Source organism: Janthinobacterium sp. SUN137 (assembly GCF_030587265.1).
Taxonomy (GTDB): Bacteria; Pseudomonadota; Gammaproteobacteria; order Burkholderiales; family Burkholderiaceae_D; genus Janthinobacterium; species Janthinobacterium kumbetense.
The window spans coordinates 98762-115353 of the sequence record NZ_JAPWHZ010000003.1; the positions used below are offsets into that span (position 1 = coordinate 98762).

Annotated in this window: 15 protein-coding genes; 1 reads left to right on the forward strand and 14 read right to left on the reverse strand. The window is 62.2% G+C overall.

Features of this window, described 5'->3' with window-relative positions:
* Window positions 1-13: 13 nt before the first annotated feature.
* From O3298_RS15380 to ppsA, 3 genes are all read right to left on the reverse strand, one after another.
* The gene (locus O3298_RS15380; RefSeq protein ID WP_099664321.1) at window positions 14-430 is read right to left on the reverse strand and encodes an NfeD family protein; all 417 of its coding nucleotides are present in this window, start codon (window positions 428-430) and stop codon (window positions 14-16) included.
* 177 nt (window positions 431-607) lie between these two features.
* Window positions 608-1105 carry a Dps family protein gene (locus O3298_RS15385; protein WP_034752224.1) on the reverse strand — a complete coding sequence of 166 codons (498 nt, stop codon included), beginning with the start codon at window positions 1103-1105 and terminating at the stop codon, window positions 608-610.
* Window positions 1106-1251: 146 nt separating this feature from the next.
* Window positions 1252-3684, reverse strand: a complete 2433-nt coding sequence (ppsA, locus tag O3298_RS15390) for a phosphoenolpyruvate synthase (RefSeq protein ID WP_077409088.1) — start codon at window positions 3682-3684, stop codon at window positions 1252-1254.
* A 152-nt stretch (window positions 3685-3836) separates the two neighbouring features.
* Between ppsA and O3298_RS15395 the strand changes: the two genes are divergently transcribed.
* The gene (locus O3298_RS15395; RefSeq protein ID WP_035818186.1) at window positions 3837-4685 is read left to right on the forward strand and encodes a pyruvate, water dikinase regulatory protein; all 849 of its coding nucleotides are present in this window, start codon (window positions 3837-3839) and stop codon (window positions 4683-4685) included.
* 124 nt (window positions 4686-4809) lie between these two features.
* On the opposite strand, the gene O3298_RS15400 is transcribed toward O3298_RS15395, so the two are convergent.
* The 11 genes from O3298_RS15400 to ispC form a co-directional block, all read right to left on the reverse strand.
* On the reverse strand, window positions 4810-6012 hold the full coding sequence (locus O3298_RS15400) for an aminotransferase class V-fold PLP-dependent enzyme (protein WP_289915527.1): 1203 nt from the start codon (window positions 6010-6012) through the stop codon (window positions 4810-4812).
* Window positions 6013-6023: 11 nt separating this feature from the next.
* Complete coding sequence (locus O3298_RS15405) at window positions 6024-6809, reverse strand: RNA methyltransferase (protein ID WP_251349116.1); 786 nt, start codon at window positions 6807-6809, stop codon at window positions 6024-6026.
* On the reverse strand, window positions 6806-7444 hold the full coding sequence (gene rnhB, locus O3298_RS15410) for a ribonuclease HII (protein WP_289915528.1): 639 nt from the start codon (window positions 7442-7444) through the stop codon (window positions 6806-6808). The genes O3298_RS15405 and rnhB overlap by 4 nt, the downstream gene beginning before the upstream one ends.
* Before the next feature lie 44 nt (window positions 7445-7488).
* A complete protein-coding gene (gene lpxB / locus O3298_RS15415; protein WP_289913807.1) occupies window positions 7489-8664 on the reverse strand; it encodes a lipid-A-disaccharide synthase in 1176 nt (391 codons plus the stop codon).
* On the reverse strand, window positions 8648-9439 hold the full coding sequence (gene lpxA / locus O3298_RS15420) for an acyl-ACP--UDP-N-acetylglucosamine O-acyltransferase (protein ID WP_092610952.1): 792 nt from the start codon (window positions 9437-9439) through the stop codon (window positions 8648-8650). The genes lpxB and lpxA overlap by 17 nt, the downstream gene beginning before the upstream one ends.
* A 1-nt stretch (window position 9440) precedes the next feature.
* The gene (fabZ, locus tag O3298_RS15425; RefSeq protein WP_071077748.1) at window positions 9441-9935 is read right to left on the reverse strand and encodes a 3-hydroxyacyl-ACP dehydratase FabZ; all 495 of its coding nucleotides are present in this window, start codon (window positions 9933-9935) and stop codon (window positions 9441-9443) included.
* Window positions 9932-10987, reverse strand: coding sequence for a UDP-3-O-(3-hydroxymyristoyl)glucosamine N-acyltransferase (lpxD, locus tag O3298_RS15430; protein ID WP_305059934.1), 1056 nt, complete (start codon window positions 10985-10987; stop codon window positions 9932-9934). Before lpxD ends, fabZ begins: the two co-directional genes overlap by 4 nt.
* 70 nt (window positions 10988-11057) lie before the next feature.
* Entirely contained in the window at window positions 11058-11576 is a 519-nt protein-coding gene (locus O3298_RS15435; protein ID WP_077403376.1) for an OmpH family outer membrane protein, read from the reverse strand.
* 51 nt (window positions 11577-11627) lie between these two features.
* Window positions 11628-13964 (reverse strand): outer membrane protein assembly factor BamA, encoded by a 2337-nt coding sequence (bamA, locus tag O3298_RS15440; protein ID WP_289915533.1) that lies wholly within the window; start codon window positions 13962-13964, stop codon window positions 11628-11630.
* A gap of 83 nt (window positions 13965-14047) precedes the next feature.
* Complete coding sequence (rseP, locus tag O3298_RS15445) at window positions 14048-15409, reverse strand: RIP metalloprotease RseP (protein ID WP_305059935.1); 1362 nt, start codon at window positions 15407-15409, stop codon at window positions 14048-14050.
* On the reverse strand, window positions 15406-16590 hold the full coding sequence (ispC, locus tag O3298_RS15450) for a 1-deoxy-D-xylulose-5-phosphate reductoisomerase (protein ID WP_099664329.1): 1185 nt from the start codon (window positions 16588-16590) through the stop codon (window positions 15406-15408). The genes rseP and ispC overlap by 4 nt, the downstream gene beginning before the upstream one ends.
* Window positions 16591-16592: the final 2 nt, after the last annotated feature.

Sequence of the window (16592 nt, forward strand, 5' to 3'; positions counted from 1 at the left end):
TCTACTCTCCAGGTTATCCAACAATCAAACGGCTGCCACGCACGGCGCGTATGGTGTAATGGCCGGCTTGCGTATCGCTGCCGGGAATCAGTTCCACATCCCACAAGGCGCCGCGGTACATGACGCGCGCCGCACCATCGACCCAATGCGCGACCGCCACGCTTTGGCCGATATCGAGATTGACATTCGGATCCTGCGCCGCATCGCGCCGCGCCGCCTTGCCAAAACGGCTGCGCCGCAATAACAGGGTGGCCGCCACGCCGACAATGGCGGCCGTCAGGGCTTGCCAGCCGCCATTGCCGCCCGCCAGCGCCACCAGTCCTCCGGCACTGATACCGATGGCGATCATCAGCAAATAAAACGTGCCCGTAAACAGCTCCAGGATCAATACCGCGCCAGCCGCCACAAACCAGCCTACCCATTCAGCCATGATGCCTCCATCTTTGCGAATCCGAAAATAAAAAACCCCGCAGCCTATATAAGCGACGGGGTTTAATGCGTATTACTGCCTGATATTATTCTTGCCAAACACCTATATACAAACAGTCTAACGCAATTCCTGATGGCGTCAATAGGCAGGGGCGAATTAGCGCCGCAGGCCCGGCAATTACTCTTCCAGCAGGCTGCGCAGCATCCACGCCGTCTTTTCATGCAAATCGAGGCGCTGCGTGATCAGGTCGGCCGTCGGCTGGTCATTGGCTTTTTCCAGCAGCGGGAACAGGCGGCGCGCCGTGCGCGCAGTCGCTTCCTGTGCCGATACCAGGTGGCTGACCATGTCCAGCGCCGGCGGCACGCCGTCGATTTCCTTGATCGAGGCCAGCTTGACGAATTCCTTGTAGGTGCCCGGCGCAGGATAGCCGAGGGCGCGGATGCGCTCGGCGATCAGGTCCAGCGCGGCCCACTGTTCCGTGTATTGCGTCATGAACATCAGGTGCAGGGTGTTGAACATCGGCCCCTTGACGTTCCAGTGAAAATTATGGGTCATCAGGTACAAGGTGTAGCTGTCGGCCAGCAGGCCGGACAGGCCTTCCGCAATCTTCGCGCGGTCCGCCTCGGAAATGCCGATGTCGATCTTTGCCACTTTGCTCGGTTTCTTGCTTGCCATGAGAACTCCCGTTTCAATGTATTGGTGGAATCATTTTAGCTGATCTGGCGCAATGCCATCGAATACAGGCGTGCGCCGCATGGCAGGCATAAAAAAACCCGCTGCCGGGTGAGCGGCAGCGGGTTTTCAGAGGGCGGACAAGACGCTTACGCTTTCAGCGCAGCGAGCTTTTGCCAGGTATCGATCACCGAGTCCGGGTTCAGCGACATCGATTCGATGCCCTGCTCCATCAGCCAGACGGCGAAGTCCGGATGGTCGGAAGGACCCTGGCCGCAAATGCCGATGTACTTGCCGCGTGCCAGGCAAGCCTTGATGGCCAGGGCCAGCAGGGCTTTCACGGCAGGATCGCGCTCGTCGAAGTCGGCGGCCAGCAATTCCATGCCGGAATCGCGGTCCAGGCCCAGGGTCAGCTGGGTCAGATCGTTCGAACCGATCGAGAAACCGTCGAAATGGTCGAGGAACTGGTCGGCCAGGATGGCGTTCGACGGCACTTCGCACATCATGATGACGCGCAAGTCGTTCTCGCCGCGCTTCAAGCCATTCTTCGCCAGCAAGTCGATGACTTTCTCGGCCTGGCCCAGGGTGCGCACGAAGGGCACCATGATTTCCACGTTCGTCAGGCCCATGTCATTGCGCACGCGCTTCATCGCTTCGCATTCCATGTTGAACGCTTCGGAGAAGTCAGCCGACAGGTAGCGCGCCGCGCCGCGGAAGCCCAGCATCGGGTTTTCTTCGTCCGGCTCGTAGCGCGAACCGCCGATCAGCTTCTTGTACTCGTTCGACTTGAAGTCGGACAGACGCACGATGACTTTTTTCGGCCAGAACGCGGCGGCGATGGTGGCGATGCCTTCGGCCAGCTTGTCGATGTAGAACGCTTTTGGCGAAGCGTGGCCGCGCGCCACCGATTCCACGGCCTTTTTCAGGTCGGCGTCGATGTTCGGGTATTCCAGGATCGCGCGCGGATGCACACCAATATTGTTATTGATGATGAATTCCAGGCGCGCCAGGCCCACGCCCGCATTCGGCACGGACTGGAAGTCGAACGCCAGCTGCGGATTGCCCACGTTGAGCATGATCTTGGTGTCGAGCTTCGGCAATTCGCCGCGCGACACTTCCGACACTTCCGTTTCCAGCAAGCCATCGTAGATCTTGCCTTCGTCGCCTTCGGAGCACACCACGGTGACAAAGGTGCCGTCTTTCAGCACGTCGGTGGCGTTACCGCAGCCGACGACGGCAGGCACGCCCAGCTCACGCGCAATAATTGCCGCGTGGCAAGTACGACCGCCACGGTTGGTGACGATGGCCGAAGCGCGCTTCATGACCGGTTCCCAGTTCGGGTCCGTCATGTCGGCAACGAGCACGTCGCCTGGCTGCACGCGTTCCATGTCGGCCGGGTCGTGGATCACGCGCACGGGGCCGGCGCCGATCTTCTGGCCGATGGCGCGGCCGGAAGTCAGCACGGTGCCGGTGCTTTTCAGCTTGAAGCGCTCTTGCACGTCGGTCGCCTTTTGCTGCGACTTGACGGTTTCAGGACGCGCTTGAAGGATGTACAGCTTGCCGTCGCGGCCATCCTTGCCCCACTCGATGTCCATCGGACGGCCGTAGTGGTTTTCGATGATGACGGCGTATTTGGCCAGTTCCACCACTTCGCTGTCGTTCAGCGAGTAGCGGTTGCGCATTTCGACGGGCACGTCGACGGTTTTCACGGAACGGCCGGCTTTCGCTTCGTTCGTGAATTCCATCTTCAGCAGTTTCGAGCCGATATTGCGGCGGATCACGGGCGATTTGCCTTTTTCCAGCATCGGCTTGTGCACATAGAATTCGTCGGGATTGACGGCGCCCTGCACCACGGTTTCGCCCAGGCCGTAGCTGGAAGTGACGAAGACCACGTCCTTGAAGCCCGATTCGGTATCGATGGTAAACATCACGCCGGCCGCGCCCAGGTCGGAGCGCACCATGCGCTGCACGCCGGCCGACAGGGCCACTTCAGCGTGCGTAAAGCCCTTGTGCACGCGGTACGAGATGGCGCGGTCGTTGTACAGCGACGCGAACACCTGCTTCATGGCTTCGAGCACGTTGTCGATGCCGACCACGTTCAGGAAGGTTTCTTGCTGACCAGCAAAAGACGCGTCCGGCAAGTCTTCCGCCGTGGCCGAGGAACGCACGGCAAACGACATTTCGGTATCGGAATCGGCCACCAGCTTGGCGTAGAACTGGTCGATTTCGGCGGCCAGGCGGGGCTGGAATGGCGTTTCCACGATCCATTGACGGATCTCGGCACCGGCTTGCGCCAGCGAGCGCACGTCATCGATGTTCAGCCCTTCGAGGCGCTGGGCGATGCGTTCGGCCAGCGGCAAGCCGCCGTTGGCGCTATATGACAGGAAATCGCGGAATGCCTGCGCCGTGGTGGCAAAGCCACCGGGCACGCGCACGCCGGCTTCCGCCAGTTGGCTGATCATTTCGCCCAGGGAGGCGTTCTTGCCGCCGACGGATTCGACATCCGTCATGCGCAAATGCTCGAACGAGGCAACATACACCGCGTCCTTGTCTTCCTGCTGTTGCGATACTGCGTTGGTCATAATGACACCCTTACTGATGATAGAAATCTTTACGCGCGGCGCACAGACAGTCTTCTTGTTATTCTTGGCGTCGTGCAGCACAATCATACCGTTGCAGCCATTTTACCTTGTGCGGCGCAAATTGACGACGCACAATCTTGATCCGAAAACCCATGACACAAGAACCACGCCCTCCTCTGCCCTCCGCGGCCCGCACCGTCTTCTTCGTTTCCGACGGCACCGGCATCACCGCCGAGACGTTCGGCCACTCGGTGCTGACGCAGTTCGATCTGCGCTTCCGCCAGATCCGCCTGCCCTTCATCGATACCATGGACAAGGCCTACGAGGCGGCGCGCAAGATCAACGAAGCCTTCGCCACCGATGGCCAGCGCCCGATCATTTTCTCGACCCTGGTGAAGAACGACCTGTCGGCCGTGATCCGCAAGTCCAGCGGCATGCACATGGACCTGATCCAGACCTTTGTCGCCCCGCTGGAGCAGGAGCTGGGCGTGATGTCGACCCATACCATCGGGCGTTCGCACAACATCGTCGACAGCGAGGAATACAAGAACCGCATCGAGGCGATCAACTATTCGCTGGCGCACGACGATGGTCAGTCGCACAAGAACCTGTCCTCGGCCGATGTCATTCTGGTGGGTGTTTCGCGCTCTGGCAAGACCCCGACCAGCCTGTACCTGGCCATGCAATATGGCATCAAGGCGGCCAATTATCCGCTGATTCCCGACGATTTCGAGCGCGACAAGCTGCCATCGGCCTTGCTGGAATTTAAGAATAAAATTTTCGGATTGAGCATTACGCCCGAACGTTTGTCGGAAATACGCAACGAAAGACGCGCTGGAAGCAAGTATGCGGCCATCGAAAACTGCCGTTACGAGGTCAACGAGGCGGAAAAAATGATGAAACGCGAGGGTATCCGCTGGCTGTCGTCGACCACCAAGTCGATCGAAGAGATCTCCACGACGATCCTGCAAGAGATCAAGCCGAACCGCCGCGAGTACTAGAACGCTAGACCAAACCTGCTGCGCGTCGGTATAGGCGGCTTGCGATGCTCACCGGCTCGGCGCCCCCGTACCAAGTACGGTTGCGCTTCTCGGCCACCTCTCCCTTCCGCTCGCTACGGTTTTGTCAGGCGTTCGTTTCGCTCGAAAGCACCGTCAGCGCGGCGACCAGCTGATCGAGTTCACTGGTCTGCGTCGTGATGGCCACCGTGGCGCGCACGACATCGGTGTCGCCGATATTGCGCTCCACCGTGAAGATGCCAAAGCGCTGCAGCAAGGCTTGCTGCAACTGGCGCGAGCTCATGCCGTCGACGGCAAACGCCACCAGCGCCGTGCCCCGTTTCGCATCGAGCGGCGACAACATGCGTACGCCGGGCAGGTGCGCAGCGCGGCTGACCCAGTAATTGCGCAGCCAGGCCAAGTGCTCCATCTTGGCCGGCGTACCGCCCAGGCGCGCATGGAACTCCAATGCGGCAGGCGCGGCCAGGATGGCGCCGATCGGCGGCATGCCCATGTGCAGCCGGCTGCGGATATCATCCAACGGATAATCCTCGTCGCCAAAATGCGGCTCGATCTTGTGCAGCTGCGAGGCGCGGATATACACGACACCCAGTCCCGCCGGCGCCCCCAGCCATTTGTGCAGATTGAAACCGGCGAAATCGACGCCCATGGCCTGCACGTCCACGTCGACCTGCCCCAGCGCATGAGCGCTGTCGAGCAGCACGTCGATACCGTGCTCGCGCGCCAGCGCCATGATGTCCCGCACCGGCAGTTGCTGGCCGTTGGCCGGCGTCACCTGCGACAGCAACAGCAATTTGGGCTTGACGGCCTGGCGCATGGCTTGCGCGTAACTGGCGACAATCTCGTCATCGCTGATGGGCAAGCGCAATGTGACTTGCGTGCTGGTGACGCCACGGCGCTGCGCCAGCCAGCGCATGGCCGTGCGCATGGCCGGATAGTCGAGATTACTCCACAGCACCGTATCGCCGGGCGCCAGGCCGTGGTATTGCGTGATCAGCACCTGCATGGACTCGGTGCCGCTGCGGGTCAGCAGGATTTCGTGCGGTTCGGCATGGATCAGTTCCGCGACGCGCCGGCGCAGGATATCCACATGCGTGCGCGTGAATTCGCCGCGCACGAAAGGACTCAGCTGTTCATTGGTGTAGCGCACGGCCTGCTCGAAGGCCGCTTGCACGGGCGCGGCCATGGCGCCGAAATAGCCGTGTTCGAGATTGACGATGGCGTCCGGCGGCGCGGGATACAAGGCGGCCACCTGGCGCCACCAGGCTTCGTCACGTGCGGCGCCGTCGGCAAGCAGGGGGAAAGACATGGCTACCCTGTTCAGGCCTGGCCCTGGCGCAGCTGCTCGAAGAAGCAGACGGCGGCGCAGGCGGCCACGTTCAGCGATTCGATCTGGCCCAGGTGGGGAATGACCACCTGGTGCGTCGCCATCGACAGCAGATCGTCGGCCACGCCCTGCCCTTCATGGCCGAACAGCCAGGCGACGGGCTGGCGCAGGTCGACGTCATACAAGCGCTGCGTGGCATAGCCGCTGGTGGCGAGCGTCGCCACCTTGGCGCCGGAAACGAGCGCTGCCAGGTCGACGTTTTCAAAGATGTCGAGCACGAAGTGCGCGCCCATTGCCGCGCGCAGCACCTTCGGCGACCAGCAGAAGGCCGTGCCGGCGCTGCAATACACCTGCGTGATGCCGGCGGCGGCCGCGCTGCGCAGGATGGAACCCACGTTGCCCGGATCTTGCAGGTTATCGAGCAGCACGGCCGACACGCTCAGCGGCTGCGTGACGGCCCGTTCCGGCGTCTCGATGAGGAACATCACGCCCACGCCGTGCTCTACCTGGCTCACCGCGTGATACAGCGCGTCGGGCAAGCCCAGAACGTGCGCGCGCTGGCTTTCCAGCTGGCCGACGATGTCCGCCACTTCCGGGTTCTGCAAGGCGCTTTCGCTGACGATGCACTGCTCCGGCATGCCGCGCAGCTGCAGGTAGGACTGGCACAGGTGCACGCCGTCGAGCAGGGTGCGGCCCGACTTGCGGCGCGCCTGCGAACTGCCCGCCAGTTTCAGCAAATCCTTGTATTGCGCATTGTCGCGCGAGGTGATCGTCTTCATGCCACCACCTCCTGTCCGCCAAACAAGGCGATCACGTTGCGCACGGGCGCGAACGAGCGGCGGTGCACGGGCGAGGCGCCGTGCAGGTGCAGGCGCTCCAGGTGCAATTTCGTGCCATAGCCCTTGTGCTGATCGAAGCAGTATTCGGGATAGGCCGCATGCAGGTGCACCAGTGCCGCGTCGCGCGCCGTCTTGGCCAGGATCGAGGCGGCGGAAATCGAATCGACCTTGTCGTCGCCGCCGATGATGGCCATGCCGCGTATCGGCATCACGGGGCAGCGGTTGCCGTCGATCAGGGCCAGGGTCGGCACGGTAGTCAAAGCCTCGACGGCACGGCGCATGGCCAGCATCGACGCCTGCAAAATGTTCAGGCGGTCGATTTCCTCTTCCGACGCTTCGGCGATGGCCCAGGCCAGGGCCTTGGCCTTGATTTTCGGCGCCAGCAGGTCGCGCCTGGCTTCGGTGAGCTTTTTCGAATCGCGCAAGCCGTCGATGGGCCGGTTCGGGTCGAGGATCACGGCGGCGGCGAACACGGGGCCGGCCAGCGGACCGCGCCCTGCCTCGTCGACACCGCAGATGATTTCATCGAGCGAGAATGGCAAGTCGTCAAACAGGCCGGGATAGATATTTTTCACGTTGAATCTTTGGTTGGTACTGCAGTTGAAGCGGTGATCGGGAGTTACTTGCGGTTGGCGGCGATGACTTGCATGACGGCGTTGGCGCTTTCGCGCGCGCTGTCGCGCAGCAAGCTGTGGTGCATGTCCGTGAAGCGCTGCACCAGGCGCAGGCGGCCCGGCACGTCGCTCAGCTGCTGCCACATGGCCTCGGCCAGCGCTTCCGGGCTGGCCGCGTTTTGCAGCAGCTCGGGCACCAGGTAGTCGCGCGCCAGGATATTCGGCAAACCAATCCACGGCTGGTAACCCATGTGGCGCATGATTTCCCACGACGCCCGCATCATCTTGTAGGCGATGACCATGGGTTTCTTGTACAACGCTACTTCCAGCGAGGCCGTGCCGGACGCCACCAGCACCGCATCGGCGGCGCAGATGGCCGTATGCGAGCCGCCATCCGTCAGCAGTATCTCGACGTCCTGCAGGCCCGCTTCGCGGATCAGCTGCAAAAAGTAATGGCGCTGTTTTTCACCGGCCATGGGCGCGACGAAACGCAGGGAGCGGTCGCGCGCCAGCAGCAGCTTGCAGGCGGCCACGAACGCCACCGTATTGTATTTGAGCTCGCCCATGCGGCTGCCCGGCATCAGGGTCACGACGTTCGCGTCGTCCGGCAAGCCCAGGGTGCGGCGCGCGGCCGCTTCGTCGGGCTGCAAGGGGATCATTTCGGCCAGCGGATGGCCGACATAGGTGACGGGCACGCCCGCCTTGCGGTAGATCTCTTCCTCGAACGGGAAGATCACCAGCATGTGCGAGACGGCCTTGATGATTTTCTTGATGCGCCCGCCGCGCCAGGCCCAGATCTGCGGCCCGATGTAGTGCACGGTGGGGATGCCGCCTTCCTTGAGCTGCTGTTCCAGGCCCAGATTGAAGCCGGGGTAATCGGCGCCGATGAAGACGGCGGGACGCTCGGCCAGCAACTGGTCGCGCAGCGCGTTCTGGATGCCCTTGATTTCGCGGTAGCGGGGAATGATCTCAAACAGGCCCCGTACCGTCAGCTTGTCGAGCGGCCAGTCGGATACAAAGCCCTGCTTGGCCATGTGCTCGCCGCCGATGCCATGGAAGCGCGCGCCGGGCAGCTGCGGCACGAGGCCGGACAGCAGCCGGCTGGCCAGCAGGTCGCCCGACACCTCGCCGGCGACGATGGCGACAGCGAGGCCGCTGGCCTGGTCAGCGGACGATGCCACGCGAGGCCACGCCAAGGAATTCGCGCATGGCGCGAATGTGTTCCGCCACCTCGGGCGACGACGCCGCTTCCTCTTCGAACAGGGCTGCCTTCGATTCCTCCAGGGTCAGTCCCGAGCGGTAGATGAGTTTATACGCGGTGCGTATGCCGTTGATCTGCTCGCGCGTAAAGCCGCGGCGTTTCAAGCCCTCGATATTGACGCCATGCGCCTGCGCCGGATTGCCGTTCAACAGCACAAAAGGCGGCACGTCCTGCGTCAGGCTGGTGCTCATGCCGACAAAGGCATGCGCGCCGATCTTGCAGAACTGGTGCACATTGGCGAAACCGCTCATGATGACCCAGTCGCCGATCTCCACGTGGCCCGCCAGCTGGGCATTGTTCGAAAAAATCGTGTTGTTGCCCACCAGGCAGTCGTGCGCCAGGTGCACGTATGCCGAAATCCAGTTGTCGTTGCCCAGGCGCGTCACGCCGCCGCCCTGCACGGTACCCGTGTTGAAGGTGCAGAATTCGCGGATGGTGTTGCGGTCGCCGATTTCCAGGCGCGTCGCCTCGCCCGCCCATTTTTTATCCTGCGGCTGCGCGCCGATGGAGGAAAACTGGAACAGGTGGTTGTCGCTGCCGATCGTCGTGTGGCCGTCGATGACCACGTGCGGGCCGACCTTGGTGCCGGCGCCGATGCGCACGTGCGGACCGATGATGGTATACGGACCCACCTCGACCGAGCTGTCGAGCTCGGCCTTCGGGTCGATCACTGCCGTGGAGTGGATGGCCGCCATATTACTGCCCCGCTGGCTGGCTCGCAGACTGGCTCGCATCCTGCGCGCTGCGGATGGTGCACATCAGTTCCGCTTCCAGCGCCACTTTGCCGTCGACGGAGCCGACTGCCTTGTATTTCCAGATGCCGCGCGAGACGCGCAGGATTTCCACATCCATCTTCAGCTGATCGCCCGGTTCGACAGGACGCTTGAAGCGCGCATTGTCGATGCCGACGAAGTACACCACCGAATTTTCGTCCGGTTTCACGCCCATCGACAGGAACGACAGCAAGGCCGCCGTTTGCGCCAGCGCTTCGATCATCAGCACGCCGGGCATGACCGGTTTGTGCGGGAAATGGCCCTGGAAGAACTCTTCGTTGACCGTCACGTTCTTGATGGCGGTGATGGTTTTGTTCGCTTCCCAGTCCAGCACGCGGTCAACCAGCAGCAGCGGATAGCGGTGCGGCAGCAGCGATTTGATGGCCAGGATGTCGAGGGTCTTTTTTTCAGTAGTCATTTTTCGTCTTGCGTGGTCAGTGTTTTAATTGTTTTTTCAAGCGCGCGGATCTTCTCGCGCATGCTTGACAGGTTGCGCACGATGGCGGCGCTCTTTTCCCAGTCGGCGTTCTTGGCCAGCGGATAAAAACCCGTGTACTGGCCCGGCTCCGCGATCGAACGCGAGACCATGCTGCCCGAGCCCACGTGGACGCGGTCGGCAATGGTCAGGTGGCCCAGCACCATGGCGGCGCCGCCAAAGGTGCAGTACTTGCCGATGATGGCGCTGCCGGCCACGCCGACGCAGCCGGCCATGGCCGTGTGTGCGCCGATATGGCAGTTGTGGCCGATCTGGATCTGGTTATCGAGCTTGACGCCATCTTCGATGATGGTGTCGGCCAATGCGCCGCGGTCGATGGTGGTGTTGGCGCCGATATCGACATCGTCACCGATCACCACCCTGCCCGTCTGCGGAATCTTGATATACACGCCGCCTTCGTTGGCGAAGCCGAATCCGTCGGTGCCGATCACGGCGCCCGAATGGATGATGCCGCGCTGGCCGATCACGCAGCGCGCATGGAAGGTCACGTTGGCCAGCAGCTGCGTGCCTGCGCCGATGACGGCGTCGCGTCCCACCACGCAGCCAGGCCCGATGACGCAGCCGGCACCGATCACGGCGCCCGCTTCGATCACCGCATGCACGCCGACGGAGGCGCTGGCGTCAACCTGCGCGCTGGCGTCGACAAAGGCGCCCGGGTGGATGCCGACCGGGGCCTTGATCTCGTGCAAGGCGGCGAAATACTGCGCCGCACGCGCGAAATACACATAGGGATTCGGTGTGACGATGCGCGCGCCGGCATACTCGTCGCCGATCAGCGCGTCGTCGGCCGGCGTGAGGATCAGCGAGGCAGCGCCGCTGCTGGCCGCCTGTGCGCGGAATTTGCTATTGCTGAGAAAGCTGATGTGCGAAGCGCCGGCGTCGGCCAGCGGTGCGATACCTGTGACTTCCAGGTTGGGATCGCCCGCCAATTGCCCGCCGAAGCGTTCGACCAATTCTCCTAGTCGAGTGCCCATCTGATTACCTTTATAAATACGCCTGCCAGTGCACGCAGAGCATGCACTGGCAGGCTTGAAACCGTTTCGATTACTTGTCCAGCGCCTTCAAGACCTTGTCGGTGATGTCGATGCGCGGGCTGGCCCACAGGGCTTCCTGCAGCACGATGTCATATCCTTCGATATGCGCCATCTGCTGGATGATGGTGTTGGCTTTTTCCGCGATGGCGCTGCGCTCTTCGTTCGTGCGCTGGCTCAGGTCTTCGCGGAACTCGCGCTGGCGGCGCTGCAGCTCCTTGTCCAGCTCGAAAAACTCGCGCTGGCGCTTGGCGCGCTCCGCCTCGCTCAGGGTTGGCATGTCCTTTTCCAGGGCTTCGTTGGCGACCTTGAAGCGGGCCGCCAGTTCCTGCACGGCTTTTTCACGCGAGCGGAACTCTTCGGCCAGCTTGGCGCTGGCCAGCTTGGCCAGCCTCGATTCGTTATAAATACGTTCGCTGCTGATCCAGGCGATCTTCGACTCCTGAGCCTGCGCCTGCACCGGCAACAGCGAACTCCAGCACAATGCAATCATGGCAAGGGACTTGGGCAGGGTGGCGGATGCGGTGTTCATGATACTCCATGGTCAAAAAGTAAAAGCTGTCGCCCCGTTTCAGATGGCCGGTTAGAAACCGGTGCCCATCTGGAACTGGAAGCGCTCCAGGCGGTCCGTCGGCTTGGCGTTCAGCGGCTTGGCATAGCTCAGCTTGAGCGGGCCCACCGGTGAAATCCAGCTGATGCCCAAGCCAGCAGAATAGCGCAATTGCGAGATCCGCATTTTTTCGCCTTCCTGATAGACCTGGCCGCCGTCAAGGAAACCGAACCAGCGCAGACTGCGGTCATTGCCCGAACCGGGGAATGGCATCTGCAGTTCCGCGTTACCGATCAGGCGCGAAGCGCCGCCCAATGCATCGTTGGTGCTCGGTTCAACCGCGCCCAGCGAAGAACTCAGGTAGCCGCGCACGGAACCGATACCGCCGCCGTAGAAGTTCTTGAAGACGGGGTACACGTGATTGCCGATACCGTGGCCGTAATCGATCTCGCCCTTCAGCGCCAGGGTGACCTTGCTGAACAGCGGACGGAAATACTGGTGCTCGTAGATGGCACGGAAGTACTTCTGGTCGCCGATCAGGTCAGCCTCCAGGTTGATGCGCTGGTAGCGGCCGATCGATGGCGTCAGGGCGCTGTCGCGGCTGTCGCGCTGCCATGCCGCCGTCAGCGGGATGGAATTCGTGGTAGCCGAACCGATACCGTCCGACGGGCCGCCATTGTCGATCACGTACTGCTTGAAGCGGACCGGGCTGGTGACGTCGGTTTCGATGCGCGAGCGCTCGGCGCCGATACCGAAGAAGACGGTGTCGACTTCGGAGAACGGCACGCCGAAACTGACGCGGCCACCGGTTTGCTTGATCTTGTAGCTGCCGATGTTCAGCGCTGGCGGTTCCGTCGTCCGCAGGTAGACTTCAAAGCTGCGCGAAATGCCGTCGTCCGTGAAGTACGGATTGGTTTGCGAAAACGCAATCGTGCGGCTGTAATGGCTGGTATTGAGTTCAATGCCGACCGTGTTGCCGCTACCGGCAAAGTTGGCCTGCGAAATCGACGCCGACAGGGTGAATTTTTCCGACTGCGAGAAAGCGCCGCCGATCAGGAAGTTACCCGTTGGTTTTTCCACCACCGTCACGTTGACGTCGACCTGGTCGGTCGTGCCCTGCGCTTCCGGCGTGTCGATGGTCACGTCCTTGAAGTAGCCCAGACGGTCGACACGGTCGCGCGACAGCTTGATCTTGTTGCTGTCATACCAGGACGATTCGAACTGGCGGAATTCGCGGCGGATGACTTCATCGCGCGTGGTGGTATTGCCGGCGATATTCATGTGGCGCACGTAGACGCGCTTGCCCGGATCGATGAAGAAGGTGAAACCGACTTCATGCTTTTCACGGTTGATTTCCGGATTGGCGTTGACGTTGGCAAACGCGTAGCCGAACGTGGCCAGGCGATCCTGGATGCGCTTGTTCGTCGCCGTCAGGCGCGCGCCCGAATAGATTTCGCCTTCGCGCATCAGGTTCAGGGCTTTCAGCTCTTCTTCGCGGCCAAACATCTCGCCTTCGAACTTGGTGCCGGCGATCTTGTACTTTTCACCTTCGGTGATATTGATCGTCAGGTAAATGTCTTTTTTATCGGGCGTGATCGACACTTGCGTCGAGTCGACCTGCATCTCGATATAGCCGCGGTCCAGGTAGTAGGACTTGAGCGACTCGATGTCGCCCGTCAGCTTGGTCTTCGAATATTGATCGGCCTTGGTGTACCAGCTGAACCAGCCGCCCGTGTTCAGGGCCAGCTGCTCGCGCAGTTCCTTGTCGGTGAAGGCCTTGTTGCCGACGATGTTGATCTGCTTGATGCGGGCCACGTCGCCCTCGTCGACGGCGAACACCACGTTGACGCGGTTGCGCTCGATCGGCGTGACGGTGGTGGTGATCTTCACGCCGTACAGGCCATGCGACAGGTACTGGCGCTTGAGTTCCTGTTCCGCGCGGTCAACAGACGCCTTGTCGAAAATCTTGGCTTCGCCCACACCGATTTCCTTCAATGCCTTGACCAGCACATCCTTTTCAAATTCCTTGGTACCCGTAAATGCCACGGAAGCGATGGCCGGGCGTTCCTCGACCAGCACCACCAGCACGTCGCCATCGGCTTCCAGGCGCACATCCTTGAACATGCCCGTCGCATACAGGGCCTTGATGGCGGCAACGCTCTTCTCGTCGGAGAACGTTTCGCCGACCCGCACCGGCAGGTAGGCAAAGACGGTGCCCGCTTCGGTACGCTGGATCCCTTCGACCCGGATGTCCTTGACAGTAAATGGCTGGACGGCCAGCGCGTGGCCGGAACAGATGGCCATGACGGCGGCGCCGATCAGGCTGCGACGAAAGGAAGGCAAGGCAAAACGAGCAGAATGTAATTTCATTGGGGTTATTCAATGGGTAAATCAATGGACAACATACACAAAAGATTGCTTGTGCGACTCACGCAATGGCATCAACCACCGCCCTAATTCAGCAATCGCAACACGTCATTAAAGACGGCAAGCACCATCAAGGTCAGCAACAAACCGATCCCCAGGCGCTGGGCAATCTCGCCTACGCGCTCCGGCAAGGGGCGTCCGGTCAAAACTTCCAGCGAATAATACAGCAAATGCCCGCCATCCAGAACAGGAATGGGTAGCAAATTCATCACGCCCAGACTGATACTGATGAAGGCAATGAAGCTCAGGTAGCTTACCAGGCCGATGCGCGCCGTCTGGCCCGCGTAATCGGCGATGGTAATGGGCCCCGTCACATTCTTCAGCGAGACCTGGCCGGTGATCATTTTGCCCAGCATTTTCAGGCTCATGACACTGGTATCCCAGACCTTGGCGGACGCCTTGCCCACGGCAGAGAACGGTCCGGAGGCCACGGTGATCATATCCGGCACCTGTCCCAGCTTTGCCTGTATCTTACCAACTGTTACAGCTCCCTCTGCCCCGGCGCCCGGCACGGCGTCCGGCGTAATGGCCAGGGTCAGGTCCTGGCCCTGGCGCAGGAGCTGCAATTGCAAGGTCCGGCCCGGCGCCTGGCTCAGAGTGGCGATGACGGCCGCCACGTCGTGCACGGGCTGTTCGTCGATGGCCAGGATCTGGTCGTTTTTCTGCAGGCCGGCGCGCGCGGCGGCGCCATCGGGCATGATTTCCATCAAGGTGGGCGCGGAACGGGCCAGGGTCAGGCCCAGCTTGCCCAGCACGTCGCCTTCCAGGTCCGCTTCCGTCAGGCTGGCCGTCGGCAAGGTCGCTTCCTGCTGACCACGGTCGGGACGGCGCACTTCGATGCGCGCCGGCTGCTTGTCGAGGGTAGCCTGGATCAGTTCCCAGCGCAGCTCGGACCAGCTGGCCACGGCCTTGCCATTCACCGCTTCGACCGTATCGCCGCTGCGCAAGCCGGCCGCATAGGCGGCGGTCTGCTCGGCCACGGGGCCGAGCTTGCTCGACGGCTCTTCGATGCCATGCATGAACAGGCCCGCGTACAGCACGATGGCGACGAGGAAGTTGGCCAGCGGGCCGGCGGCCACGATGGCGATGCGGCGCCAGACGCTCTGGCGCGTGAATTCGCGGCGCAATTCGCTTTCCGGCAAGTCGCTGAGGTCTTGCGCGCGACTGTCGAGCATGCTGACATAGCCGCCCAGCGGCAGCGCGGAAATCGCCCACTCCGTCTGATCCTTGCCAAACTTGCGCGAATACACCACTTTTCCCATGCCGATCGAGAAACGCAGCACTTTTACGCCGCACCAGCGCGCCACCAGATAGTGGCCCAGCTCGTGCAGGGTGATCAGCGAGCCCAGCGCGACGATGAACGCCAGCAAGGTGGTAATCAGGGTCATGCGGCCAGCCTGTGGGCAATGTACGCGTGCGCGGCCGCTCTGGCCAGGCGGTCCTGCTCCATTACGGCCTCGATGCTCGAAGCGGCGCCGTGCGGCACTGTCTCGATCACGTGCGCGATGACGCGGTCGATCTGGCGGAAGCCGATCTGTTCGTCGAGGAAGGCTTGCACGGCCACTTCATTGGCCGCGTTCAGCAAGGCCGGCGCCGTGCCGCCCGCGCGCAAGGCGTCGAAGGCCAGCGCCAGGCAGGGGAAGCGGCGGAAATCGGGACGTTCGAACTGCAAGGTGGCCACTTGCGCCAGGTCAAGCTGCGCCACGCCAGAGTTGATACGCTGTGGATATGCCAGCGCATGCGCGATCGGCGTGCGCATGTCCGGATTGCCCAGCTGGGCCAGCACGGAACCGTCGATGTACGACACCATCGAATGGATCACGCTTTGCGGGTGGATCAGCACCTCGATCTGCTCCGCCGGCGCGCCGAACAGCCAGTGCGCCTCGATCACTTCCAGACCCTTGTTCATCATGGTGGCCGAATCGACGGAAATCTTGCGCCCCATGGCCCAGGTCGGATGCTTGCAAGCCTGGTCCGGCGTGACCGTGTCGAGCGTCTCGACGTCGCGCGTGAGGAAGGGGCCGCCTGACGCCGTCAGCACGATTTTCGCTACGCCCGCGGCGCCCGGCGCGCGGCCATGAGCATGCGGCATGCATTGGAAGATGGCGTTATGTTCGCTGTCGATCGGCAGCAGTACGGCGCCGTTGTCATGCACGGCATCGATGAACAGCTGGCCGGACATGACCAGCGCTTCCTTGTTGGCCAGCAATACTTTCTTGCCAGCACGCGCCGCCGCCAGGGTCGGCGCCAGACCGGCCGCGCCGACGATGGCCGCCATCACGCCCGTCACTTGCGGCGCGCTGGCGATGGCGCACAGGGCCTCCACGCCATACTCGACTTGCGTATCGACGCCCTGCCCGCGCAGCAAACGCGTCAGCTCAAGGGCGGCGTCAGCCGTGCCGACGACGGCGCGCTGGGGACGGAATTGCAGGCACTGGGCGGCCAGTTCGGCGACACGGCTGTGCGCGCTCAACGCATACACGCTGTATTGCTCCGGGTGACGCGCGAGCACGTCCAGGGTGGACACGCCGATCGAACCGGTCGCGCCAAGGATGGTGATGTATTGCATGA

Excerpts from the sequence above, each read along its gene's own strand:
- O3298_RS15385 (WP_034752224.1), bottom strand. The coding sequence starts at position 1,105 with ATGGCAAGCAAGAAACCGAGCAAAGTGGCAAAGATCGACATCGGCATT.
- lpxD (WP_305059934.1), bottom strand. The coding sequence starts at position 10,987 with ATGGGCACTCGACTAGGAGAATTGGTCGAACGCTTCGGCGGGCAATTG.
- ispC (WP_099664329.1), bottom strand. The coding sequence starts at position 16,590 with ATGCAATACATCACCATCCTTGGCGCGACCGGTTCGATCGGCGTGTCC.
- O3298_RS15395 (WP_035818186.1), top strand. The coding sequence starts at position 3,837 with ATGACACAAGAACCACGCCCTCCTCTGCCCTCCGCGGCCCGCACCGTC.
- O3298_RS15400 (WP_289915527.1), bottom strand. The coding sequence starts at position 6,012 with ATGTCTTTCCCCCTGCTTGCCGACGGCGCCGCACGTGACGAAGCCTGG.
- O3298_RS15405 (WP_251349116.1), bottom strand. The coding sequence starts at position 6,809 with ATGAAGACGATCACCTCGCGCGACAATGCGCAATACAAGGATTTGCTG.
- fabZ (WP_071077748.1), bottom strand. The coding sequence starts at position 9,935 with ATGACTACTGAAAAAAAGACCCTCGACATCCTGGCCATCAAATCGCTG.
- O3298_RS15435 (WP_077403376.1), bottom strand. The coding sequence starts at position 11,576 with ATGAACACCGCATCCGCCACCCTGCCCAAGTCCCTTGCCATGATTGCA.
- rseP (WP_305059935.1), bottom strand. The coding sequence starts at position 15,409 with ATGACCCTGATTACCACCTTGCTGGCGTTCATCGTCGCGCTGGGCTCG.
- O3298_RS15380 (WP_099664321.1), bottom strand. The coding sequence starts at position 430 with ATGGCTGAATGGGTAGGCTGGTTTGTGGCGGCTGGCGCGGTATTGATC.
- lpxA (WP_092610952.1), bottom strand. The coding sequence starts at position 9,439 with ATGGCGGCCATCCACTCCACGGCAGTGATCGACCCGAAGGCCGAGCTC.
- ppsA (WP_077409088.1), bottom strand. The coding sequence starts at position 3,684 with ATGACCAACGCAGTATCGCAACAGCAGGAAGACAAGGACGCGGTGTAT.
- bamA (WP_289915533.1), bottom strand. The coding sequence starts at position 13,964 with ATGAAATTACATTCTGCTCGTTTTGCCTTGCCTTCCTTTCGTCGCAGC.